21 protein-coding genes and 1 tRNA gene are annotated in these 24,590 nt (G+C 68.8%); 14 read left to right on the top strand and 8 right to left on the bottom strand.

Going from position 1 to position 24,590, the window contains the following annotated elements; genetic code table 11:
* Positions 1-14 precede the first annotated feature (14 nt).
* Entirely contained in the window at positions 15-704 is a 690-nt protein-coding gene (locus OG734_RS07220; protein ID WP_330286630.1) for a GntR family transcriptional regulator, read from the bottom strand.
* A 251-nt stretch (positions 705-955) separates the two neighbouring features.
* On the opposite strand from OG734_RS07220, the gene OG734_RS07215 reads away from it, so the two are divergent.
* Genes OG734_RS07215 through OG734_RS07195 form a run of 5 tightly spaced genes read left to right on the top strand, consistent with a single transcriptional unit; the run spans position 956 to position 7,105 of the window.
* Positions 956-1,459 (top strand): formate dehydrogenase subunit gamma, encoded by a 504-nt coding sequence (locus OG734_RS07215; protein ID WP_330286629.1) that lies wholly within the window; start codon positions 956-958, stop codon positions 1,457-1,459.
* Positions 1,456-3,096, top strand: a complete 1,641-nt coding sequence (locus tag OG734_RS07210) for a formate dehydrogenase beta subunit (protein ID WP_330286628.1) — start codon at positions 1,456-1,458, stop codon at positions 3,094-3,096. The genes OG734_RS07215 and OG734_RS07210 overlap by 4 nt, the downstream gene beginning before the upstream one ends.
* Entirely contained in the window at positions 3,093-5,909 is a 2,817-nt protein-coding gene (fdhF, locus tag OG734_RS07205) for a formate dehydrogenase subunit alpha (protein ID WP_330286627.1), read from the top strand. Before OG734_RS07210 ends, fdhF begins: the two co-directional genes overlap by 4 nt.
* A gap of 1 nt (position 5,910) precedes the next feature.
* The gene (locus OG734_RS07200) at positions 5,911-6,123 is read left to right on the top strand and encodes a formate dehydrogenase subunit delta (RefSeq protein ID WP_330286626.1); all 213 of its coding nucleotides are present in this window, start codon (positions 5,911-5,913) and stop codon (positions 6,121-6,123) included.
* Positions 6,124-6,169: 46 nt separating this feature from the next.
* Positions 6,170-7,105, top strand: coding sequence for a LysR family transcriptional regulator (locus OG734_RS07195; protein WP_330286625.1), 936 nt, complete (start codon positions 6,170-6,172; stop codon positions 7,103-7,105).
* 9 nt (positions 7,106-7,114) lie between these two features.
* Here the strand turns inward: OG734_RS07195 and OG734_RS07190 are convergent, their stop codons facing one another.
* Entirely contained in the window at positions 7,115-8,689 is a 1,575-nt protein-coding gene (locus OG734_RS07190; protein ID WP_330286624.1) for a FadD7 family fatty acid--CoA ligase, read from the bottom strand.
* Positions 8,690-8,945: 256 nt separating this feature from the next.
* On the opposite strand from OG734_RS07190, the gene oxc reads away from it, so the two are divergent.
* Complete coding sequence (gene oxc / locus OG734_RS07185) at positions 8,946-10,694, top strand: oxalyl-CoA decarboxylase (protein WP_330286623.1); 1,749 nt, start codon at positions 8,946-8,948, stop codon at positions 10,692-10,694.
* A gap of 72 nt (positions 10,695-10,766) precedes the next feature.
* Positions 10,767-12,023 (top strand): formyl-CoA transferase, encoded by a 1,257-nt coding sequence (frc, locus tag OG734_RS07180; RefSeq protein ID WP_330286622.1) that lies wholly within the window; start codon positions 10,767-10,769, stop codon positions 12,021-12,023.
* 72 nt (positions 12,024-12,095) lie between these two features.
* Here the strand turns inward: frc and OG734_RS07175 are convergent, their stop codons facing one another.
* On the bottom strand, positions 12,096-12,527 hold the full coding sequence (locus OG734_RS07175; RefSeq protein ID WP_330286621.1) for a PAS domain S-box protein: 432 nt from the start codon (positions 12,525-12,527) through the stop codon (positions 12,096-12,098).
* 149 nt (positions 12,528-12,676) lie between these two features.
* Positions 12,677-13,648, bottom strand: a complete 972-nt coding sequence (locus OG734_RS07170) for a 2-dehydropantoate 2-reductase (protein ID WP_330286620.1) — start codon at positions 13,646-13,648, stop codon at positions 12,677-12,679.
* A gap of 237 nt (positions 13,649-13,885) precedes the next feature.
* Here OG734_RS07170 and OG734_RS07165 point away from each other — a divergent pair, with 237 nt between their 5' ends.
* From OG734_RS07165 to OG734_RS07135, 7 genes are all read left to right on the top strand, one after another.
* Positions 13,886-14,560, top strand: a complete 675-nt coding sequence (locus OG734_RS07165) for a GntR family transcriptional regulator (RefSeq protein ID WP_443065070.1) — start codon at positions 13,886-13,888, stop codon at positions 14,558-14,560.
* 177 nt (positions 14,561-14,737) lie between these two features.
* A tRNA-Leu gene (locus tag OG734_RS07160) sits at positions 14,738-14,822 on the top strand.
* Positions 14,823-15,118: 296 nt separating this feature from the next.
* Positions 15,119-16,996: a DNA/RNA non-specific endonuclease gene (locus OG734_RS07155; protein WP_330286618.1), complete on the top strand. Its 1,878-nt coding sequence runs from the start codon at positions 15,119-15,121 to the stop codon at positions 16,994-16,996.
* 349 nt (positions 16,997-17,345) lie between these two features.
* Positions 17,346-18,284, top strand: coding sequence for a trypsin-like serine peptidase (locus tag OG734_RS07150; RefSeq protein ID WP_330286617.1), 939 nt, complete (start codon positions 17,346-17,348; stop codon positions 18,282-18,284).
* 66 nt (positions 18,285-18,350) lie between these two features.
* The gene (locus OG734_RS07145) at positions 18,351-18,623 is read left to right on the top strand and encodes a carboxypeptidase regulatory-like domain-containing protein (RefSeq protein WP_330286616.1); all 273 of its coding nucleotides are present in this window, start codon (positions 18,351-18,353) and stop codon (positions 18,621-18,623) included.
* Between the two features lie 152 nt (positions 18,624-18,775).
* Positions 18,776-19,168, top strand: a complete 393-nt coding sequence (locus tag OG734_RS07140; RefSeq protein ID WP_330286615.1) for a hypothetical protein — start codon at positions 18,776-18,778, stop codon at positions 19,166-19,168.
* Positions 19,169-19,170: 2 nt separating this feature from the next.
* Complete coding sequence (locus OG734_RS07135) at positions 19,171-19,593, top strand: DUF1036 domain-containing protein (RefSeq protein ID WP_330286614.1); 423 nt, start codon at positions 19,171-19,173, stop codon at positions 19,591-19,593.
* Between the two features lie 111 nt (positions 19,594-19,704).
* Here OG734_RS07135 and OG734_RS07130 read toward each other — a convergent pair whose 3' ends face one another.
* From OG734_RS07130 to OG734_RS07115, 4 genes are all read right to left on the bottom strand, one after another.
* Positions 19,705-19,953 carry a hypothetical protein gene (locus OG734_RS07130; RefSeq protein WP_330286613.1) on the bottom strand — a complete coding sequence of 83 codons (249 nt, stop codon included), beginning with the start codon at positions 19,951-19,953 and terminating at the stop codon, positions 19,705-19,707.
* Positions 19,950-21,284, bottom strand: coding sequence for a S8 family peptidase (locus tag OG734_RS07125; RefSeq protein WP_330286612.1), 1,335 nt, complete (start codon positions 21,282-21,284; stop codon positions 19,950-19,952). The genes OG734_RS07130 and OG734_RS07125 overlap by 4 nt, the downstream gene beginning before the upstream one ends.
* 376 nt (positions 21,285-21,660) lie before the next feature.
* Positions 21,661-23,064 carry a Si-specific NAD(P)(+) transhydrogenase gene (gene sthA, locus OG734_RS07120; protein ID WP_330286611.1) on the bottom strand — a complete coding sequence of 468 codons (1,404 nt, stop codon included), beginning with the start codon at positions 23,062-23,064 and terminating at the stop codon, positions 21,661-21,663.
* Positions 23,065-23,155: 91 nt separating this feature from the next.
* Positions 23,156-24,472 (bottom strand): DUF3533 domain-containing protein, encoded by a 1,317-nt coding sequence (locus tag OG734_RS07115; RefSeq protein ID WP_330286610.1) that lies wholly within the window; start codon positions 24,470-24,472, stop codon positions 23,156-23,158.
* Between the last annotated feature and the right edge of the window lie 118 nt (positions 24,473-24,590).

Genomic DNA, 24,590 nt, shown 5'->3' with positions numbered 1-24,590 from the left:
TGTTTCTCGGACTGTCAGTCCTGGCCCGCCCCGGCGGCGATCTGCCTGCGGTAGAAGTCGGTCGTGCGTTCAGTGTGCTTGCGCATGACCTCGCCCGCGCGGTCCGCGTCGCCCTTGGCGATGGCCTTGATGAGCTGCGTGTGCTCGTTCCAGGCTTCCTTGCCCCGGGGCTTGGCGATGGGTGTGTAGTACCAGCGCACCTTCTGGCCCACCTGCGAGAGCATCTCGGCCAGTACGTCGTTGGCGGCCAAGGCGGTGACGTAGGCGTGCAGGGCGGTGTTGGCCGCGACGAGTCGCTCGACGTCGCCGGCGGCGAGCGCGTCGACGCCCTCCGTCTGGAGCTCGCAGAGGCGCTCGACGTCCTCGGATGTCGCGTTGCGGGCGGCGAGCTGGGCCGAGTAGGTCTCCAGTACCGAGCGGACGCCGAGGAGTTGGGCGGCCTCTTCCTCGGTGGGGGAGTGGACGAAGGCGCCCTGTGCGGGCCGCAGGTCGACCCAGCCGGCGGTCTGGAGGCGCTGCAGGGCCTCGCGGACCGGCTGGCGGCTGACTCCGAGGTGCTCGGCGAGTTCGGCCTCGACCAGGTGCTGGCCGGGTTTGAGCGAGCCGCTGACGATCAGTTCGGTCAGGGCGTCGTACACGGCCTGGCGCAGAGGTGCCGGGCGGGTGACGCGCCGGGACGCTGCGGCCGTGAGTGCCTCGCGCATGATTGTCCCGTTCTGCTCTGCCGCCGGGCCGACGGCTTTTACCAAGAGGTGGCCGCCGAGAGGGCTGCCGACGACGATTTCAGCATACAGGTTTTGGTATGCAACATGGCGGACGGTCGGCCGCGAGAGTCGATCACGGGTGGAGTTCTGACTGTCGTCTGTATACAGAAGCCTGTATGGGGTATTGTCTCAGTCTCCTGCAACCCTCACCCAGGACGCCGGGGACCCGCGTGACGGAAGGCGGAGCGATCATGACGACCAGCGGGAGCGACATGTCGGTCGAGAGTGTGGTCCGGAGGGTGGTGGCCGATCATCGAGGTCAGCGCGGTGCGCTGCTGCCCGTACTGCACGCGGTTCAGGCCGAGTTGGGCCATGTGCCGCAGGAGGCGATTCCGGTGCTCGCCGACGAGCTCAACCTCTCCCGGGCGGACGTCCACGGAGTGGTGACCTTCTACCACGACTTCCGCCGCGAGCCCGCGGGCCGTACCACCGTGCGCATCTGCCGTGCGGAGGCCTGCCAAGCCCTGGGCGCCGACCGCCTCGTGGGATACGCGCGCGAGAGCGGACTGACCCTGGGGGAGACCTCGGCGGACGGTTCGGTGACCGTCGAGCAGGTCTTCTGCCTGGGCAACTGTGCGCTGGGTCCGGCGGTGGAGGCGAACGGAAGGCTGTACGGACGAGTGGGCCCGGCCCGACTGGGCTCGATCCTCAACGGGACGCTCAACGAAACACTCGACGGGGCGGTCTCCTCATGAACAACTCTTCGCACACCGCCGCGACGGTCTACGTTCCGCGCGACTCGGCGGCCAGGTCCGTCGGCGCGGACGAGGTCGCCGACGCCCTGCAACGGGCCGCCACGCGTGGGGACTTCGCCATCGACGTCGTACGCAACGGATCACGCGGCATGCTCTGGCTGGAGCCGATGGTCGAGGTCGTGACCCCGCGGGGCCGCGTCGGCTACGGCCCCGTGACCGCCGAGGACGTTGACGCACTCCTGGCCGCCGGCATGCTGGACGGCGCGGAGCACCCGCTGCGGCTCGGCCTGGTGGACGAACTCCCTTGGCTGGCCCGCCAGACGCGCGTGACCTTCGCCAGAGTCGGCGTGACCGACCCCCTGTCGACGCAGGACTACGTCGACCACGGCGGCCTGGCCGGGCTGCGCGCCGCCTTGGACATGACGCCCGCCGACGTGGTCGCCGAGGTCACCGAATCCGGACTGCGCGGCCGCGGCGGCGCCGGATTCCCGGCCGGCATCAAATGGAAGACCGTACTGGACTGCGCCGACGAGCTGAAGTTCGTCTGCTGCAACGCCGACGAGGGCGACAGCGGGACCTTCGCCGACCGCATGGTCATGGAGGGCGACCCGTTCCTGCTCATCGAGGGCATGACCATCGCCGCGCACGCGGTCGGCGCCTGCGAGGGCTACCTCTACATCCGCTCCGAATACCCCGGCGCGATCGCCACGATGCGCGAGGCCATAGCGATCGCCCGCGAGCACGGCTGGCTGGGCCACAACATCCTCGGTTCCGCACTCGACTTCGACCTGCATGTCCGCGTCGGCGCCGGCGCGTACATCTGCGGCGAGGAGACCTCCATGCTGGAGAGCCTGGAGGGCAAGCGGGGCACGGTGCGCGCGAAACCGCCGATCCCGGCGATCGAGGGCCTGTTCGGCAAGCCGACCGTGGTGAACAACGTCCTCACCCTGACCACCGTTCCCATGGTCCTCGCGAACGGCGCGAAGGCCTACCAGGACCTCGGCGTCGGCCGCTCGCGCGGCACCCAGGTCTTCCAGCTCGGCGGCAACATAGCGCGCGGCGGCATCGTGGAGACCGCCTTCGGCGTCACCCTGCGCGAACTCATCGAGGACTACGGCGGCGGCACCCGTACCGGACGCCCGCTGCGCACGGCACAGGTCGGCGGCCCGCTCGGCGCCTATCTACCGACGTCCATGTTCGACCTGCCGATGGACTACGAGGCGTTCGCCGAGGCCGGCGCGATGCTCGGGCACGGCGGGATCGTCGTCTTCGACGACAGCGTCGACATGGCGGCGCAGGCCCGCTTCGCGATGGAGTTCTGCGCCGAGGAGTCCTGCGGCAAGTGCACCCCGTGCCGGGTCGGATCGGTGCGCGGCGTCGAGGTGATCGACAAGATCGTCGCCGGCACCCACCCCGACGAGAACCTGGCCCTGCTCGAAGACCTCTGCGACCTGATGACCGACGGCTCGCTGTGCGCGATGGGCGGGTTGACCCCGATGCCCGTACGCAGCGCCCTGACGCACTTCCCCGACGACTTCCTCGGCGGCCGTCGACTCCTGGACATCCAACCGATCCAACCGGTCCAGGCGATCCAACCCGTACAAGCCAGCGGCGTGAGGACGGAGGGAACGGCATGACACTCCTCAAGGAACCCGACTTCGGAACCCCGGAACGGCCCGGCCCGGCAACGGTGTCGGTCGAGGTGGACGGTCTGCCGGTGACCGTCCCCGAGGGGACCTCGGTGATGCGCGCCGCCGCACAGGCCGGCGTCGACATCCCCAAACTGTGCGCCACCGACAGCCTGGAGGCCTTCGGCTCCTGCCGGCTGTGCGTGGTCGAGATCGACGGCCGGCGCGGTACCCCGGCGTCCTGCACCACACCGTGCGCCGACGGCATGAAGGTGAGCACCCAGACACCGAAGGTGGAAAAACTCCGCCAGGGCGTCATGGAGCTCTACATCTCCGACCACCCCCTCGACTGCCTCACCTGCCCGGCCAACGGGGACTGCGAACTCCAGGACATGGCAGGCGTGGTGGGGCTGAGGCAGGTCCGCTACGGCTACGAGGGGGAGAACCACCTCGACGCCGAGAAGGACACCTCCAACCCCTACTTCGACTTCGATCCGTCCAAGTGCATCGCCTGTTCCCGCTGCGTACGGGCCTGTGGCGAGGTGCAGGGCACGTTCGCGCTGACCATCGAGGGGCGCGGCTTCGACTCCAAGGTCTCGGCGGGCGCCGGCGAGACGTTCATGGACTCCGAGTGCGTCTCCTGCGGAGCCTGCGTCCAGGCCTGCCCGACGTCGACCCTCCAGGAGCGTTCGGTCGTCGAACTCGGCATGCCCACCAGGTCGGTTGTGACCACCTGCGCCTACTGCGGTGTCGGCTGCTCCTTCAAGGCCGAGCTGCGCGGCGACGAACTGGTGCGCATGGTGCCGTACAAGGACGGTGGCGCGAACGAGGGCCACTCATGCGTGAAGGGCCGCTTCGCCTTCGGCTACGCCACCCATCCCGACCGCCAACTCAAGCCCATGGTGCGGGACCGGATCACCGACCCGTGGCGCGAGGTCGAGTGGGACGAGGCGATCGGCACCGTCGCCCGCCGCATGCGCGAGCTCCAGGACCGGTACGGAACGAGCTCGGTCGGCGCCATCACCTCCTCGCGGTGCACCAACGAAGAGGTGTACGTCGTACAGAAGATGGTGCGCGCGGCCTTCGGCAACAACAACGTCGACACCTGCGCCCGTGTCTGCCACTCCCCGACGGGATACGGGCTCAAGCAGACCTTCGGCGAGTCGGCCGGCACCCAGGACTTCCGTTCCGTGGCCGAGGCCGACGTGATCATGGTGATCGGCGCCAACCCCACCGACGGGCACCCGGTGTTCGCCTCCCGGATGAAGCGTCGGCTGCGCGAGGGCGCCAAGCTCATCGTGGTCGACCCGCGCCGCATCGACCTCGTACGCTCGCCACACATCGAGGCCGAGCACCACCTCCAGCTCAGGCCGAGCACCAACGTCGCCGTCGTGAACGCCATGGCCCATGTGGTGGTCACCGAGGGCCTGTTCGACCGGCCCTTCGTGGACGCCAGGTGCGAGGACTTCGACGAGTGGGCGGAGTTCGTCGCCCGCTCCGAGAACAGCCCGGAGGCGGTCGAACCGATCACCGGCGTACCGGCCGCCGAACTGCGCGCCGCAGCACGGCTGTACGCGACCGCCCCCAACGGAGCCATCTACTACGGCCTCGGCGTCACCGAGCACAGCCAGGGCTCGACCATGGTCATGGGAATGGCCAACCTCGCGATGGCGTGCGGCAACATCGGCCGGGACGGCGTCGGCGTGAACCCGCTGCGCGGCCAGAACAACGTGCAGGGCTCCTGCGACATGGGCTCGTTCCCGCACGAACTCCCCGGCTACCGGCACGTCTCCGACGACGCGGTACGCACCGTCTTCGAGAACCTCTGGGGCGGAACTCTCCTCGCCGAACCGGGACTTCGTATCCCGAACATGTTCGACGCGGCGATCGACGGCACCTTCCGCGGCCTGTTCGTCCACGGCGAGGACATCGCCCAGTCGGACCCCAACCTCAAGCACGTCACCGCCGCGCTCGAAGCGATGGAACTGGTCGTCGTACAGGACCTGTTCCTCAACGAGACGGCCAAGTTCGCGCACGTCTTCCTGCCCGGGGCGTCGTTCCTGGAGAAGGACGGCACGTTCACCAACGCCGAACGCCGGATCAACCGGGTCCGCGCGGTGATGAAGCCGAAGACCGGCAAGCACGAGTGGCAGATCGTCAGCGAGATCGCCACCGCCATGGGCTACCCGATGGCGTACGACCACCCGAGCCGGATCATGGATGAAATCGCCTCCGTCACACCGACGTTCACCGGTGTCTCCTTCGACCTCCTAGACAAGCTCGGCAGCGTCCAGTGGCCCTGCAACGAGGAGGCGCCGGAAGGAACGCCCATCATGCACGTGGACGAATTCGTGCGCGGCAAGGGCAGGTTCGTGGTCACCTCCTACGTACCGACCAACGAACGCAGCACCCGGCGCTTCCCACTGGTGCTGACCACGGGACGTATCCTCAGCCAGTACAACGTCGGCGCGCAGACCCGCCGTACCGGCAACGTCGCCTGGCACCCCGAGGACATCCTCGAACTGCACCCCCACGACGCCGAGGACCGCGGCATCAAGGACGGCGACATGGTCACCCTCGCCAGCCGCGTCGGGCGGACGACACTGCGCGCGGAGATCTCCGACCGGATGCCGACCGGGGTCGTCTACACCACCTTCCACCACCCCGTGACCGGCGCCAACGTGGTGACCACGGAGAACTCCGACTGGGCGACCAACTGCCCGGAGTACAAGGTGACCGCCGTACAGGTCGGCCTCGCCCGCCCCAGCCAGGCCGCCGAAGCCGAACCGGCGGCGGACGACCTGGTCATGGTGGTGGACTGAGATGGCCGCGACCGTGCCGGCGGAGCGCAGGATGGCGAACGACATCGCCGCGAACCTCGGACACCTGCCGGGTGAGCGGGCCGCCAAGGAGATCGCGGGGCACATCGGCAGGTTCTGGGACCCGCGCATGCGTACCAGGCTGTACGAGTTCGTCGACGCCGGAGCGGACGGTCTTGACCCCCTGGTGGTGGCCGCCGTGAAGCTCCTGCGCTGACGCGCTGACCTAGGCTGGGGCGGCCCCGGACAGAGAGGAGTCGTTCATGCTGTTCCGGCAGCTGGAGTACTTCGTGGCGGTGGCGAGGGAACGGCATTTCGCCCGGGCGGCGGAGTCCTGCTACGTGTCGCAGCCGGCGCTCTCGGCGGCGATCGCCAAGCTGGAGCGGGAGTTGAACGTCACCCTGATCAACCGCGGCCACAACTACCAGGGCCTCACTCCGGAAGGCGAACGGCTCGTCGTGTGGGCCAAGCGCATCCTCGCCGAACAGGACGCGTTCAAGGCCGAGGTGGCCGCCGTGCAGTCCGGCATCACGGGAACGCTGCGCCTGGGCACGGACCCCACGGCGTCCACGACCCTGGCGCTTCCCGTGGCCGCGTTCTGCGCGGCACACCCGCTGGCCAAGGTGCAGGTCCGCTCCCGCCTCTCGACCAAGGAACTCCACCGCCAGCTGCGCGACTACGAACTGGACGTGGCGATCGCCCACTTCGACCCGGGCGACCAGGAGGGCCTGCAGGTCGTCCCCCTCTACCAGGAGCGGTACATGCTGCTGGTCTCGGACGACCAACTCGTGGCCCAGTCCGCCACCGTGACCTGGGCGGACGCGGCCCAGCTGCCGCTCGCGCTGCTGACGCCCGACATGCGGATCCGGCAGATTGTAGACACCGTGTTCGCGGAGAAGGGGTTCGTGGTGACCCCGCAGGTCGAGACGGACTCCATTGCCTCCCTCTACGCCCATGTGGGCGGCGGCGGTTGGGCCAGCATCGTGCCGCACACCTGGCTGCGCGCCATGCCGGTCGTCGGCCGGACGAGAGCGCTGCCCCTGGTCGACCCGGAGGCCGGCGCCCAGGTCTCGGTGGCGATCCACGCGGCCACCCCCGGCTCGGTCGCCGCGCGGGCGTTCGTCAACGCCGCGACGGGCCTGTCCCTGGACGACTTCTTCGCCCGCCCCCTGCCGACCGCCGAGCCCCGCGTGCGCTGACCCCTGTCCTCAGGGCGCGTACCGGGCCTGTACCGCCTTCCGGTCCAGTCCCCCCTTCGCGGTGTACGGCAGGGCCGCGACCACATCGAGCCGGTCGGGCACCTCGAACGCGGCGAGCCGGTCCCGGCAGTACCGCAGGATCTCCGCTGTCCCCACGCTCTCGCCCTCCCGCACCACCACGACGGCGCCGACCCGCTGCCCGTACACCGCGTCGGGTACGGCGAACACGGCCGCCTCGGCGACGCCCGGGCAACCGGCGAGGATGTCCTCGACATGCTCGGGCGAGATCTTCTCCCCGCCCCGGTTGATGAGGTTCTTGATCCGCCCCGTCAGCGACAGATACCCGTCCTCGTCCAGCGTGCCCAGGTCACCGGTGCGCAGCCACCCGTCGACGAAGGTGTACGCCGACCCGTCACGGTCGGCGAGATAGCCCCGGGCGACGGTCGGACCATGCACCCACACCTCGCCCTCGACGCCCACCGGACACGCCCGCCCGCTCCGGTCGACGACCCGCACCTCGACCCCGGTCGGCCGTCCGACCGACCCCTGCTTCAGGGCGCCCCGCTCGGGCAGCGGCTCGCTGGTCGCCTGGTGCGAGGACTCGGTCATCCCGTACGCGGACAGCAGCGGCGCGCCGAACGTGCGCTCCAGCGCGCGCTGCGTGGCGGTGTTGAGGGGAGCGCTGCAACTCCGTACGAACTTCAGGGGCGGAGTCTGCGGGCCCGGATACTCCCGCTCCGAACGGTCCAGGAGGATCTCGTGGATGGCCGGCACCGCGGTGAACCAGGTGGCGGTCACGGCCCGCATGTCGTCCCAGAACGTACCCGCAGAGAACCGTCCGCGCGCGGGCAACAGGACGCACCCTCCGCTGGCCAGGGAGGCCAGCAGCGCTGCGAACAGCCCGTGGCCGTGGAAGAACGGCATCACCGCGACCGTCGCGTCCCCTGGGCCCAACTCATAGGTGGCGCAGACGCCTTGGACGGATGCGGCCACGTTGGCGTGGGTCAGTGGGACCATCTTCGCCCGGTCGGTGGTCCCCGCGGTGAACAGGACGAGGGCGTCACGGTCCGACAACTCGCCAGCGGCGCCCGGCACTTCGGGAGCGGCCCCGGTCTCGAGCGTGACCGTCGCCGTACCCGCCCGGGAGACGTCCACCCGCAGGGGCCACACAGGGACCGGAAGCGCACCCCCGGACACCGAAGGGCCGACAACAACTGCCCGCGCCCCCAACGCCCCCAGCCGCGCCGAGAGTTGAGACACGGGCAGCGCGGGATCCAGCGGAGCGACCACCAGGCCCGCCCGCGCCGCACCCAGCAACGCCACGACGAACTCGACGGTGTTGGCACAGATCAGACCGACCGCGTCACCCCGCCCCAGCCCGGTACGGCCGAGGCGATCCGCCACGTCGTCGGCCAGCGCGGCGAGGCCCCGATAGGACACGTGCACCCGTTCGCCGGTGACGACGAGAGCCCGGGCGTACGGGCGTTCCCGCACCTGCCGGTCGAGGAGATCGACGAGGCCCGTGACCGCCGGCGGCCGGTACCGGTTCGCGTCGCGCACGGATGCCGCGGCCGGAACGGCCATGACCCCACCCCCTCGCGCCAGATCTGATGAAGCAGTCCTCTGCGAGCCTGCGGTGACCTGCGGTCGGCGTCCAATACGCACTGGTGAACGGCCGATAGCAGCCGTCTATCAAGGGAGTTGGCGAGGCCTCCACCAGCGTTCGATAGACGCTGTTTATCGGCTGGTCGCCGATGGGTCTTGGACGCGGGCGGACGCGCTGCGGATGGTGAGAGAAGTAGCCGCTCCGGCAGAACCTGCCCAAGGAGGACCTCGGACCATGACCGCCCCCTCGCCCCTGGAGACCGCGGCAGCAGCCGACGTTCCGACCGAGCTCACCGACGGGTACCACCTGGTCGTCGACGCGCTGAAGATGAACGACGTCGACACCATCTACGGCGTGGTCGGCATCCCGATCACCGACCTGGCCCGCCTCGCCCAGGCACAGGGCATCCGCTACATAGGCTTCCGGCACGAGAGCAACGCCGGACACGCGGCGGCGGCGGCCGGCTACCTCAACAAGAAGCCCGGCGTGGCACTGACCGTGTCGGCGCCCGGCTTCCTCAACGGCCTGGTCGCGCTGGCGAACGCGACCACCAACTGCTTCCCGATGGTCCAGATCTCCGGCTCCAGCGAGCGCCACCTCGTCGACCTCAAGCAGGGCGACTACGAGGAGATGGACCAGCTCGCCGCCGCGCAGCCGTTCGTCAAGGCCGCCTACCGGGTCAGCCGCGTCGAGGACATCGGCCGGGGCATCGCCCGCGCGCTGCGCACCGCGATCTCCGGGCGCCCCGGCGGCGTCTACCTCGACATCCCCGCCGCGGTGCTCGGCGCCATCATGCCCGCCGCGGACGGCGCGAAGACCCTGAGCCGCCTCGTCGATCCCGCCCCGCGCCAACTGCCCGCGCCGGAGGCAGTGGACCGGGCCATCGAGCTACTGGCGGGCGCCGAGCGGCCGTTGGTGGTGCTGGGCAAGGGCGCCTCGTACGCCCAGGCCGACGACAGGGTCCGCGAGTTCATCGAGTCCACCGGCATCCCGTACGTACCGATGTCCATGGCCAAGGGCCTGCTGCCCGACGACCACCCGCAGTCGGCGGCCACCGCGCGTTCGCTGGCGCTGAAGAAGGCCGACGTCGTGATGCTGATCGGCGCCCGCCTCAACTGGCTGCTGGGCCACGGTCAGACCGGGTGGAACCCCGATGCCAAGTTCGTCCAGATCGACATCGACCCCAGGGAGATCGACAGCAACCAGCCCATCGCGGCCCCGCTCGTCGGCGACATCGAGTCGGTGCTCGAAGCGCTTGCCGAGCGGACCAAGCCAGGCCAGATCACGGCCCCTTCGGCCTGGCGGGAGGAACTGGGCGCCCGCTCGGCGCAGAACGTCGCCAAGATGGCGAAGCGCCTGGAAGCCGACCCGCACCCCATGCAGTTCATGGGCGCCCTGAAGGCCGTACGCGACGTCGTGCGCGCCCGCCCGGAGACGTACATCGTCAACGAGGGCGCCAACGCCCTGGACATCGCGCGCAACGTCATCGACATGCACGTACCGCGCCACCGCCTGGACAGCGGCACCTGGGGTGTCATGGGCATCGGGATGGGGTACGCCATCGCCGCCGCCGTCGAGAGCGGCGCACCGGTCGTGGCCGTCGAGGGCGACAGCGCCTTCGGGTTCAGCGGGATCGAGATCGAGACGATCTGCCGCTACAACCTGCCCGTCGTCACCGTGATCATGAACAACGGCGGTGTCTACCGCGGCGACGACGTCAACCCGTACGACGACGCCCCCTCGCCGACGACCCTCATGGGCGCGGCCCGCCACGACCTCATGATCGAGGCGTTCGGCGGCAAGGGCTACCGCGCGACCACACCCGCCGAGGTCACCGCCGCCCTCACCGAGGCGCTCGCCTCGGGCGGCCCGGCCCTCATCGACTGCGTGATCGACCCCTCGGCCGGCACCGAGAGCGGCCACATCTCGCACCTCAACCCCAAGGGCATCACCGTCGGCAACATCACGCCGGCGAAGAAGTGACCCTGACCCTCTCGTACCTCCCTGCCTCGAACTCCCGCTCCGTACGCGTACGTTCACGAAAAGGAAGCTGACATGAGTGAAAAGCCGCTCGCCGGAATCAAGGTGATCGACTTCACCGGGGTCCAGGCCGGTCCCGCCTGCACACAGTTGCTCGCCTGGTTCGGCGCCGACGTCCTGAAGGTGGAGCGCCCCAACGGCGGCGACGTCACCCGCAAGCAACTGCGGGACATCGAGGACCTCGACGCGCTGTACTTCACGATGCTCAACAGCAACAAGCGCTCCCTCGCCATCAACACCAAGACCGCCGAAGGCCTCGAGGTGTTGGAGAAGCTCATCACCGACGCGGATGTGCTGGTGGAGAACTTCGCGCCGGGCGCCCTGGACCGTATGGGCCTGACCTGGGAGCGCATCCAGGAGCTCAACCCGCGGCTGATCTTCGGCTCGGTCAAGGGCTTCAACGACGACTCGTCCTGGAACGACCTCAAGGTCTACGAGAACGTCGCCCAGTGCGCGGGCGGCGCCGCCTCCACCACCGGCTTCTGGGACGGCCCGCCGACCATCTCGGGCGGTGCCCTCGGCGACACCAACACCGGTATGCACCTGGCGATCGGCATCCTCACCGCGATCATCGACCGGGGCAGGACCGGCAGGGGCCAGAAGGTCTCCGTGTCCATGCAGGACGCCGTGCTGAACCTCTGCCGCGTCAAGCTGCGTGACCAACAGCGCCTGGAGCGGGTCGGCTACCTGGAGGAGTACCCGCAGTACCCCAATGGCGAGTTCACCGATGTCGTACCGCGCGGCGGCAACGCGGGCGGCGGCGGCCAGCCCGGCTGGGTGCTCAAGTGCAAGGGCTGGGAGACCGACCCGAACGCGTACATCTACTTCACCGTCCAGGAGCAGAACTGGAAGCGCACCGCCGAGGTGATCGGCCGCCCCGAGTGGGCCGAGGACCCGGAGTACGCCACCGCGCGCGCCCGGCAGTCGCACATCTTCGAGATCTTCGAGGAGATCGAGAAGTGGCTCGCGGACAAGACCAAGTACGAGGCGGTGAACATCCTGCGCGAGTGGGAGGTGCCCTGCGCCCCGGTCATGAGCATGAAGGAGCTGGCCTACGACGAGGATCTGCGCAAGAGCGGCACGGTCGTCGAGGTCGAGCAGAAGGGCCGGGGCACGTATCTGACGGTCGGCAGCCCGGTGAAGTTCTCCTCCTTCAAGCCGGACATCGCCGGCGCCCCGCTGCTGGGCGAGCACAGCTCCGAGGTGCTGGTCGAACTCGGCTACGACGAGGAGACCATCGGCCGGCTGAAGGAGAGCGGGGTCATCGTCTGACCCGCCCCTCCCCGGAGACGGAAGCGGCCGTGGCCCGAAGGCCACGGCCGCTTCCGTGTGGTCCGGCGAAGCTCAGACCCTCGCTTCGGCCTCAGCGCGCCGCCGCATCAGCTCGCGCTCCCGCTCGCGTCGCGCGGTGACGTCCCGGATGACCGCCCCGACGTACGTGGTGCCGTCGGGCCCGGGCAACAGGGCCACGCTGAACTCGATGGACAGCTTGCGGCCGTCCGCCGCCAGTGCGGGAACATTCAGCAGATCGGCGTCCCCGTACTTGGTCGTCCCACGGTCCATGGCCTCCTGGAAACCGTCCCAGTGACGCTTCCGGTGCCGCTCGGGGATGATCACGTCCAGACTGCGGCCGTCCACGTCGCCCGCCGAGAAGCCGAAGATGCGCTCGGCGCCCCGGTTCCAGAAGCGGATCAGCCCTTCGCCGTCGATGATCACTATGCCGTCGGGCGCCTGGGCGGCCATTCCCAGCACCACCTCGGGATTCAGATCTTCCATGTCGCCTCCGCGCTGGGGCAGTTGGGATACTGAACGCATACAGATAGACAGTATACAGATTGATGGTATACAGAATCCATACCAGCAAAGGCGGGACCTCCATCGCCGGAGGTCCCGCCGTCGCGCGCCGCGGCTCGACTACTTCGGCATCATGCGGCGGTCCCCAGCGCGAGGAGGTCGCTGATGGCGTGGACGGTCCGAAGGGTGGGGACGTCCACACCGGTGATGTCGGCGAGTTCGATGACAGCGGTCAGGAGGACGTCGAGTTCGAGGGGCTTGCCGCGTTCCAGGTCCTGGAGGGTGGAGGTCCGGTGGTCGCCCACGCGTTCGGCGCCGGCGAGACGGCGTTCGATGGAGATGTCGATGCGGCAGTTGAGGGCCTCGGCGACGGCGAGGGTCTCTTCCATCATGGTGTGGATGACCTGACGGGTGCCGCCGTGGTGACACATCTGGCGCATCGTGGCGCGAGCGAGCGCGCTGATGGGGTTGAAGGAGATGTTGCCGAGGAGTTTGAGCCAGATGTCGTTGCGCAGATCGGGCTCGACCGGGCATTTGAGTCCACCGGCCCGCATGGCCTCGCTGAAGGCCCGGCAGCGCGGGGAGACGGAGCGGTCCGGTTCGCCGACGGAGAACCGGGTGCCCTCCAAGTGCCTGACGACCCCCGGTCCTTCCAGCTCGGTCGCCGCGTACACCACGCAGCCGATGGCCCGTTCCGGCGCGAGTACCGCACTGACCGCGCCGCCAGGGTCCACACTCTCGATGCGATGGCCGTCGTGGGGTCCGCCGTGATGGTGGAAGTACCACCACGGGATGCCGTTCTGGGCGGCGATGACGGCGGTGGACTCCTGGAGCAGGGGCTCGATGAGCGGCCCGCACGCCGCGTACGAGTTTGCTTTGAGCCCGAGGAAGACGTAGTCGACGGGGCCGATGTCGGCGGGGTTGTCGGTGGCGTGCGCATGGGCGGTGAAATCACCGCGGGGGCTGAGGACCCGTACGCCGTGTTGCCTCATCGCCGCGAGGTGCGGTCCACGGGCGACGAGGTGGACGTCGGCGCCTGCTTGGTGCAGGGCGGCGCCGACATAGGCGCCGATGGCTCCGGCGCCGAGGATGGCGACTTTCACTGGGTGGCGCTCCGTTCGGTCGAGGGTGTACCGCGGAACTGTCGAAAACTGTCGACGAAATATTGTCTACAGGATGGAGTTGATGGCAGCAAGGGTTCGGGGCGGTGCCCGGACGGCCACCCGTGCGGCGTGAGCTGGGTTTCCCCTCGGTTGTGCGCCGTAGACTGTAGGCGAAAGCCAATTCATACTTGGCTCTCACATACGTGGCGACGACGCTGCGGAGGAGGGGCTGTGATGTTGTCGACGACAGGACTGCCGCAGGGCGCGGTACCCAAGCTCGAACGCCCCGGCCCGCTGCGCGACCGGGTGTACGAGGCGCTGCTCGAACTCATCACCACCCGTGCCCTGCAACCCGGGCAGCATCTGGTCGAGAGTGAGCTCGCCGGGCATCTCGGGGTCTCCCGGCAGCCCGTACGTGAGGCGCTGCAACGGCTGAACACGGACGGGTGGGTCGATCTGCGGCCTGCCCAGGGTGCCTTCGTGCACGAGCCGACGGAGGCGGAGGCGGATCAACTCCTCACCGTCCGCACGCTGTTGGAGGCCGAGGCCGCCCGGCTCGCCGCCGCCAACGCGAGTGCCGTGTCCATCGCCGTGCTGGAGGAGCTGTGCGTGGAGGGCGAGCGCGCGGTCGCCGCCGACGACGTGGACGGCGCGGTGGCGATGAACGCCCGGCTCCACGCGAAGATCATGGAGCTGGCCGGCAACACGGTCCTCGCCGAGCTGGCGGCACAGGTCGACCGCCGGGTCCGCTGGTACTACACGCCGGTCGCCCGGCAGCGCGGACAGCAGTCCTGGATCGAGCACCGCGACCTGATCGCCGCGATCGCGGACCGCGACGAGCAGCGCGCGACGGAGATCATGCGGGCCCACACGGAGCACACGCGGAAGATGTATCACGAGCGGGAGAAGTAGCCGTCTGTGCAGGTCGTAACGGTCGCGTCGCTCGCGGTGAGCCTCCGGGAGGCGCCCCCGTCACCCGGCCGGGACCGCTGCCCGAGGCACGGATATGCAGGTGAAAGGCACCCCGAAAGCTTGGTATTGTTGTCCATGTCGCCGCGCGGAACACTCCCACGAGGCGACAGACACCTAGTCCGGGTGGCGGAATGGCAGACGCGCTAGCTTGAGGTGCTAGTGCCCTTTATCGGGCGTGGGGGTTCAAGTCCCCCCTCGGACACATCGTTCACATCATGGCTCCGCCTCACTGGCAGCGCACACCGGCACCCGCCTCCGACTCCTGGTCGGGCGCGGGTGTTTCGTCGTCTTGGTGGGCCACGCACGGACGCCCGCTCTTCGCTCGTCGTCAGTGTCGACCCGACCCCCGGTCCGATGGCGCGTGAGGACGTCCGCCGAGACATCGCACCTGTAGGCGCTCTGACTCCTTCGGGCGACCATTTGAGGCATATGTAACGTATAGCTGATTTGCTGATTGGTGGCACGCAGTCCCCTGCCTGCGAAAGGACGCACCGTTTCATGGCCACCAACAGCAAGAAGAAGACCGCCGCGCCGCCCCGGAAGTCGGTCTCTGCCGAGGGCAAGATGATCGAGTCCCTTCGGCACTACATCCGTGCTCAAGGCCAGGATCTGCTCAGGGATCCCAACATCTCGTCCGTCGGCATCGGTCAGAAAGTCAAGAACGGCACGCGTGGAAAGCAGATAGTGCTGCAGTTCACGGTCGACAGCAAGGCCGAGCCGGAGGCGCTGGAGGCGCTGGGGACGACTCGAATACCGGCGGCCATCACGGTGAACGGTGTCGAGGTACCCACCGACGTCATTGAGCGCCGCTACACGCCGCACTTCCGCGTGGTGGCCGAGGTCAGGAAGCCGGAGCGCAAGACCCGCCTGAACCCTGTCATGCCCGGGGCGAGCGTCGGGGGCGTGACCGTCTCGGCCGGCACGATCGGCTGCATCGTGTTCGACAAGGCCGACGGCACCCCGTACGTGCTGAGCAACTGGCACGTTCTGCAGGGGCCGGACGGCGACCTGGGTGAGGCTGTCGTGCAGCCCGGCAAGTTTGACGACAACCGTGTGTCCCGAAACCGCCTCGGCGCCCTGAGGAGGTCCCATCTCGGTGCCGCGGGCGACTGTGCGGTCGCGACCATCGATCCAAGCCGCGACTTCGATCGGAGGATCTGCGAACTTGGCGTATCGCCCGAGGAGTTGGGCGAGCCGGAACTCGGTGACAAGGTGATCAAGAGTGGCCGGACCACCGGGGTCACTCATGGGGTGGTTCGCCGCATCGACACCATGGTCAAGATCGACTACGAGGGCGACGTCGGCGAGAAGATAATCGGCTGCTTCGAGATCGGGCCCGACGACGACCACCCGGCGGTGGACGGGGAGATCAGCAGCGGGGGCGACTCCGGCGCCGTATGGCTGTTCAAGCAGAGCAACGGAAGGCCGAGCAAGATCATCGCCGGAGTGCACTTCGGCGGTGAGGACGCAAGCAACTCCGATGAGCACGCACTTGCATGTCTGTCGAGCTCAGTCTTCGAAAAGCTCGACATCGGCCTGCAGCGGCCGTCGCCCGCAGAGGTCACGCCACTACAGGGTTACAACCCGGACTTCCTGGGTGAGCAGATCGAGATCCCGCAACTCACCGCGGAGATCAGCGGCGACGCCGTGCGGCTCGACGGCTCCGAGGTCATTCCCTACACGCACTTCTCGCTGGCGATCAGCAAGAAGCGCCACTTCCCGTTCTGGGTCGGGTGGAACATCGACGGCGGCTCCCTCAAACGGCTCAGCCGGTCCGGTATCCCGTTCACCAAGGACCCCCGGCTCCCGGCCAACGCGCAGGTGGGCAACGAGCTGTACGAGGCCAACCGTCTCGACCGCGGCCACATAGCGCGCCGCGCCGATCTGCTGTGGGGCGGCTTGCCGGAGGCGCAGAAGGCGAACACCGACTCGTTCTTCTACACCAACATCACCCCGCAGATGGACGACTTCAACCAGAGTGCCAAGAACGGGCTGTGGGGGAAGCTGGAGGACGCCGTCTTCGCCGATGTCGAGGTCGACGACCTCAAGGTCAGCGTCTTCGGCGGGCCGGTCTTCCAGGATGACGATCACGTCTTTCGGGGCGTCAAGATCCCTCGAGAGTTCTGGAAGGTCATCACCTTCGTCGAAGGGGGCGAGCTGAAGACCAAGGCGTTCGTGCTCACCCAGAACCTGGACCGGCTCGAAACCCTGGGCCTGGAAGAGTTCCGCGTCTTCCAGGTCACGCTCGACGAAATCGAGGAACGCGCCCACATCCGCTTCCCTTCCTCTCTCCACGGGGGAGACAAGCTGCTCGTACCTGAGGCGGCGGCCGAGCGGACGCCACTGGAGAGCCCGGCCGACATCAACTGGGACTGATCTCCCGGCGCCGCTACGGGTGAGCCGGCAACCAACTCCGGAGGCCTCGTCCCGTGTCGGACGGGGCCTCCCGAGCGGGCTTTTCCGTGTGGAAACGTTGTCGGTGCCGCTCGCTGGAAGCTGATGCCGGATCACCCGGATGGGCTTATTGTGGCTGATGAGGGAATTTATACCGATTATGGGCCAAGGCGGTGCCATGGAAGGGCACAGTCGGTCACGACCCTCTGCCGCGCCTTCCCCGACCCTGTCGGTCCCTTGTCTTCCGTCCGCGTTTCCGCCCCTCAGCCGTCCACCGGCAGCCGCCGGTGGATCGTGGCGCGTCGGTCTCCCCATGGAAGGAACCAAGGACATGACACGTGATCAGCACACGGCCGTGTCGAACCAGCCTGAAGAACTGTCGGCTCTCGGCGCAGAGCAGCCACTCTTCCGCAGCCCGTCGGAGGGCGTGGCAGGAACACCCGCCCCGCCGCCGGTTTCGAACGACGGTCTGGAAGACGTGGAGGGGTACCGGCGCCCGGAGTACGACGCGCTCTCCGCCGAGGTGTGGACGGCGCCGACCGCCGTACTGCCCGACATCGGTGAGGCGTCGTTCGGCCCCGCGCACCCGGTGGTCGAGACCGTTCACGGACCGGACGACCGTGTCCAGATCCAGAACACGGCGATCTATCCGTGGCGGGCGCACGCGTCGTTGCTCATCACCGCCGCGGACAACTCCCGGTGGATCGGCACCGGATGGTTCATCGGGCCGCACACGCTCGCGACGGCCGGTCACGTGGTGTACATCAAGAACAGCGGTGTGGCCGGACGTGACGGGTGGGTCAAGAGCATCCAGGTCATGCCGGGCCGCAACGGCACGGCACTGCCGTACGGCTCTGTCACGAGCACCAACTTCCGCTCAGTGATGGGCTGGACCCAGTCCGGAGACGAGAACTACGACTACGGCGGCATCATCATCCCCACGGAACTGGGCTCCACCACCGGGTGGTTCGGCTTCGGGGCGTGGCCGGACGCGGATCTGCTCAAGTCCGTCGGCAACATCTCCGGGTACCCCGGGGACCAACCGCCGGGAACGCAGTGGTACGACGGCCGTGGCATCAGCTCGGTGAACCCGCTGAAGGTGTACTACGACATCGACACGGCCGGCGGACAGAGCGGCAGCGCGGTGTACCGCGTGGTCAACGGCGGCCGCTACGGCATCGCGGTGCACGCCTACGGTGGCGCGACCACCAACTCCGGCACCAGGATCACCAGGCCTGTCTATGACAACCTGTCGAACTGGACCGCATGACGGCGGCGTCCAGGGTGCCCTGGGCGCCCTCCAGCCGCCCGAGGCGGCGAAGGTGGTGAGACGCCGGTGCCGCACAGCGACGAGTCGGCCCGCCTGATCACCGGAGTGGTGCAGGACATGACCGGCAACCCCGTTCCGGACGCCAGTGTGTACCTCGCCGGCGGACCGGAGCCGTATCCCGACATCGCCGTGCTGTCGGCCGCCGACGGGAGTTTCACGCTCTCCGTCCGCGCCGACGGCGTCTACACCGTCCAGTGCAGGACACCGGACGGCGGCGTCTCGGAGACGAGCGTGACCGCAAGCGGCGGCCGACCGGCCCAGGCGCTGATCCGCATCTGAGGCCCGCACGCGGACGTTCCAGGTCTGCGTCGGGTCCGTCTGTCCATCCATCCATCCGGACGGACCCGACGCGCGCGATTCCACCCACCCCTCACCGCCACTGCTCCCACTTCTCCACCACCTGTCGAGCCGACGGACACCAGGAGGAAGAGATGAGCGACAACGCCCCGCGAAAGCAGCTCGACCCCACCAGTGACTTCGATATCGAGGCATCGCCACAGCGAACCGACGCCGACCTGTGGGAGGCGTTCCACGCGGCTCAGGGCACCGGGTCCCCGACGGACGCCGGCTCCGCGCCCATGACGGACGAGGCCCTTCCGCCGGGCGACGAGCACCTCGACCCGCGGCCGCTGCGGCAGCAGTTCAAGAAGCCGCAGGAATCCGACGGCCAACGGCCGACGGATCCGACGTCCGCTTTCGGCAGTGCCCCGGTCATGTCCTCCGTCGGTGCTACCGACGGGATGTCGAACCACCAACTCCCTCCGGGTGACGGGCTCGTCGATCAGACGCCGCTCCGCATCCGGTTCCAGGAAGGTGAGAGCTGATCATGGAACTTCGCATCCGAAACCGATACCACCTCACCGTCTCCACCGCCATCCTCTTCTTCAGCCCCGACACCTGCGCCGACTACGGCCGCTGGGGAACCCGCGGCTGGTGGAACATCCCGCCCGGCGGTGAGGCGTACGTCCTCGACACGGACAACACCTGGTCGTACATCTACGGAGAAGCCTCCGACGGCACCCTGTGGACCGACGCGAACGGCCCGCAGATCTACGTCCGCCAGGAGGCGTTCCGGTCCTGCCTGCTGATCGGCGACACCCAGAGCCGGGTGGTCGGCACGGTCAAGGTCCGTTCCGGCGTCGTCAATCTCAACCCGCCGACCAGAGCGGTCACGGCGCTCCCGGCCGCCGTCTCCGGCCGACTCGAGGTGTCCGCCGCCGGCCCGGCGGGGCTCACGGGACGACACTGACAGGGCCGACGGCACGGCGCAGGTGTGGCCAGGGACGGAAGGAAGGTCCCTGGCCACACCTCGCTGATCCCGCACCCCGCTTCTCGGATTCACTTCATCACTGGATCGGACTCACTGGATGGGGGAGTCGGGCGGGGGGAGGTCGATGGTGCGGTCGCGGTCTACGGATTCGACGCCGGCGACCGCCTTCAGAGCCGGGATCCGGTCCTCGGCGATGGTTCCCGACAGCGTGCCGAGGATCGGTTGCTCGCCCGTGACGGTCAGCCCGGTCCGTCGCGCGTCCTCGATGACCTCCGCGAACCGGTCGACGTCGACCGCGAGGACGACCCCGACCGGTTCGGACCGGGACGACTCGTTCACGGGGCCTGGAGCAGACCCGAGCCGACGTCCTTGACCGGCCGCATCAGTGGGAACGCACTGGACAGCAGATCGGCCTTGAGATCCGCCGCAGAAGCGTTGGGGTTCGCCTGGGCGAGCAGTGCGAGGACACCCGCGACGTGCGGCGTGGCCATGCTGGTGCCCATGAACCGGTCGTACCCGCCGCCGGGGACGGACGAGTGGATGTCGACGCCTGGCGCGGCGATGTTGACCTCGCCGCCCTGGCCGTTGATGCCTGCACATGAGAAGAACGCCGTCCTCAGGCCCTTGTCGAGAGCGCCCACCGCGAGGATGGAGGGGCAGTTGGCGGGTCGGCCGACGGGCCGGACGGACCCTGGCCGTCGGCTTTCGTTGCCCGCGGCGGCGACGATCACTGTCCCGCGTTCGAGCGCGCGCCGGGCCAGGATCTCGTACGTCTGCGGGAAGAGCTCGCCCGGCTGGACCGCGGCGCCGAGCGACATGGAGATCACCCGTGCGCCGCGGGCGACCGCCCAGGCCATGCCTGCCAGGATCTGGCCGTCGGTGCCGCTGCCCGCGTTGCTGAGTACCTTTCCGGCGAGAATCCGGGCCTCGGGTGCCACGCCGTAGCGGGGCCCGTTCTGGGGTTTGGCCGGACCGGCAGCAGTGCCGATGCAGTGCGTGCCGTGGCCGAAGACGTCCTCGACGGTCTCGCCGGGCACGAAGGACGCCGTCTCCTCGATGCACCCGACCAGGTCCGGGTGGTCGGTGTCCACACCGGTGTCGAGAACGGCGATCTTCACACCGCGTCCCGTCATACCGGAGATGGTGGCCCTGATCGCCTGGAGGCCCCAGGTCGCGTTCTGCTCGTCCCAGGCCGGGCCCTGGGATGCGGCGGCTTCGGCCGAGCTTTGCCGGCTGACCACTTCCTCATCGCTGCGGTAGGCCGGGAAGAACGCGGTCGGCGCCTGGTTCGGAGCCATGATCTGCGAGGCGTAGACCATGCGCTCCGGCTCCGCAGCGAGGATCGAGGGGTCTGCCTCGGCGGTGGTCACCAGCGAGTGGCGCTGCTCGGATCGCACTTCCACGACGGCGGCGGCGAGGTCTTCGAAGTGCACCGAGACGTCGGGGCGCTCAAGGAGTTCGGCGACGTTGACGTTCTCGGTTCCTCGGACACGCTCCACGGGCGCGATGTCGGCGGCGGAACGCAGTGCGTTCAGCCCGCCCTCCTGGTTGCTCGGGTCGAGCAGGACCACGTACCGGCCGGTGTACTCCGTGCCCTGGTCCCCGAGGGAGCCGTTGGGCCGATTGGGCTGCTCGCCGAAGGCGCGCCTGTCCATGGGACCGTTCGCCATTGAATTTCCCGCTTTCTGTGCGATGTCCCCCGGGGTTGATGGACACGCGCCGAATTACGGAGTGGCAGGCGCCGGGAATGGTGGGGCGCGATGCGGTTCGTGTATCGACGCGTATGCCGTGACCTGCAAGGTCAAGGTTGCCTCTTGCCAGGCCATCGGCGGTGCCCCCTCGTACACGGTCGCACTGGGTACGCAGGCCCGCAACACAGAGCCACCACGCAGTCAGACCAGACCCCGCGAGAAGTACAAACGTACGGTCTAGGGGCAGCCGGTGGGATCCCGCACTTCGCGGTCGGGCGGGACGGCTGGACCTCGTTCGTACGGTACGCCGCGTACGGCTGAGCCCCTTGGGGCAGGCCCAGCCGTACGGCGTGACTCAGTCCCGCAACCGGTCGATCTGCCGCAACTTGTTCGTCGCGTCCAGCGCCGCCACCTTGTAGGACTCCGCGAGCGTCGGGTAGTTGAAGACCGCGTTGACGAGATAGTCGACCGTGCCGCCGCAGCCCATCACGGACTGGCCGATGTGGATCAGTTCGGTCGCTCCCGTGCCGAAGCAGTGGACGCCGAGGAGTTTGCGGGTCTCGGGGCAGACCAGCAGCTTGAGCATGCCGTGGGAGTCGCCGATGATCTGGCCCCGGGCCAGCTCGCGGTAGCGGGAGATGCCCACCTCGAACGGGATGCTCTCCTCGGTGAGTTGGTCCTCGGTGCGGCCGATGAAGCTGATCTCGGGGATGGTGTAGATGCCGATGGGCTGGAGGTTGTGCATCCCGTCGACCGGCTCGCCGCACGCGTGGTACGCCGCTGACCGGCCCTGTTCCATCGAGGTCGCGGCGAGGGCCGGGAAGCCGATGACGTCGCCGACGGCGTAGATGTGCGGCACCTCGGTGCGGTAGTGCTCGTCGACGGTGATCCGGCCGCGCCGGTCGGCGGACAACCCGGCCTTGTCGAGGGCGAGTTCGTCGGTGAGGCCCTGGCGGCCCGCCGAGTACATCACCGCGTCCGCGGGGATCTTCTTGCCGCTCTCCAGGATGGTGAGCGTGCCCCGGGCGTGGCGTTCCACCGCCGCGACCGTCTCACCGAAGCGGAAGGTGACGGCCAGGTCCCGCAGATGGTATTTCAGCGACTCGATCACCTCGATGTCGCAGAAGTCGAGCATCCCGGGCCGCTTCTCGACCACCGTGATCTTGCTGCCCAGGGCCGCGAACATGGAGGCGTACTCCATGCCGATCACCCCGGCGCCGACGATGACCATGGAACGCGGCACGCCCTCGAGGTTGAGCACGTTGTCGGAGTCCATGATCGTGCGTTCGTCGAACTCGACGGTGTCCGGGCGGGCCGGCCGGGTCCCGGTGGCGATGACGATGTGCTCGGCGCTCAACAGCCGTTCGTTGCCGGTCACTTCCTGGAGCGCCACGGTGTGGTCGTCCACGAAGCGGCCGGTGCCGGCGAACAGGGAGACGTGGTTGCGGGACAGTTGGCTGCGGATGACGTCGACCTCGCGACTGACCACGTGCTCGGTGCGCGCGGTCAGGTCGGCGACGGTGATGTTCTCCTTGAGGCGGTAGCTCTGGCCGTACAGATCGCGCTGGGTGAGGCCGGTGAGGTAGAGCACCGCCTCGCGGAGCGTCTTGGAGGGGATGGTGCCGGTGTGGATGGAGACCCCACCGACCATGTCGGGGCGGTCGATGACGGCGACCCGGCGGCCGAGCTTGGCCGCCGCGATGGCAGCCTTCTGGCCGCCAGGGCCGGATCCTATGACAAGCATGTCGAAGTCGGGCACCCTGGTGAGTCTGTCAGCCGGAGGCCACCGCCCGGAAGGGTGAACGGGCAACTGCTGACGTCAACACCGCCACTCCGGCGCCGGCTTCGGCTCAGGAAGGCTGCGGAGTGAGGCGTTCGAGACCCTTGCGGTCGTAGTAGCGGGCCATCGCGAAGCCGAAGAGCAGCGCGAGCGTGGCGCCGACCGCGATCATGATCCAGGCGCGGGTCAGTCCGGCGTCGCCGCGGGCGTCGAAGTAGAGGATCGCGCGCGCCCCGTCGCCGAGCTGCCGCATGGGCTCGAACACGGACAGGAAGCGGTAGAAGTCCGGGACCGCCTGGAGCGGGACCGTGGCCCCGGACGAGGGCAGGCCCAGGACGATGAACACGAACATCGACACGAGCTGCCCGATCCCGCCGAAGGCCGCGTTGATGGCCTGGACGCCGAGGCCGACCGCGAGGGTGGCGCAGTACGAGTACAGCCACAGCAGGGGCAGGTGGTCGGCGTCCATGTCGAGGATGCCGATGGTGGCGACCATGATCAGGGAGACGCTCAGGAGTGTGATCCCGGCGGTCATGCCCATCTTCAGCAGCAGCGTCTGGGTGCGGTTGACGGGCACGGTGGGTCGGCGCGTGTGCCAGGGGCCGATCTCGTTGTCGGCGTAGCCCAGGGAGGTGTCCACCGCGTTGCTGATGACGTTGGCGCCCAGGAATCCGGCCAGCACGAGCAGCAGCGTGTAGTAGAAGGTGCTGAGGCCGAGGCCGCTGTGGGTGCCGATGGGGTGGCCGACCTGGGGGGTGACCGTGACCGGGTCGGCCAGCAGCAGCTTCGTCGTGGCGTTCGCCCCCGTCGCGCTCGCCGTCAGCTGCTTGCCGATGGTCTGCGAGGCCTGGTGCGCGGCCAGCGTGGTGATCTGACTGGCGAGGGAGGAACCGAGGCTGCCCTTGCCGGGGTTCGTCAGCACGGTCAGCGCCGGACGGGCGGTGGCGTCGGCGCCGGTCAGCGCGGCGACCGAGGCGGTGAAGCCGTCGGGCACGACCAGCGCGCCGTAGAGCTTGCCCGAGTCCAGCTCGTCCTGGGCCCGGGCGAGGCTCAGTTCACGCCACTCGGCCTTGTCGCCGTTGGAGGTGTCGGTGGTGATCGCCCGGGTGATCTGCGCACCCAGGTTCTCCTTCTGCCCGGGCAGCGGCTCGTCCCGGTCCGCGTTGACGATGCCGATGGGCAGGTCGTGCAGGTCGCGGTTGGGGCTCACGATGCCGCCCATGTAGAGCAGCGACAGCAGCAGCGCGAGCAGCCCGGTCAGGACGGTGGGCAGCAGCCACAGCTTGGGCCGGCCCAGCAGCGCGGTGGCACGCGCCTGGACGCCGGGGGAGGGGGTGGGAGAGGGGGAGGGGGCGGGAGAATCGGACGTGCTGTCGTCGGTTGCCATGCTTCTCCGGTGGCTCTGGAGCGGTGCGAGACCGTGCGGGGAGACGGTCGTCGTATCGGCGTGGAGCGGGAAGTCGCCGCCCGCCGGCCCAGGATCGGGGTGCGGCGGCACGGCCACG

Origin of the sequence: Streptomyces sp. NBC_00576 (genome assembly GCF_036345175.1) — a bacterium.
Classification (GTDB): domain Bacteria; phylum Actinomycetota; class Actinomycetes; order Streptomycetales; family Streptomycetaceae; genus Streptomyces.
This window is presented reverse-complemented; position numbering and strand designations above follow the sequence as displayed.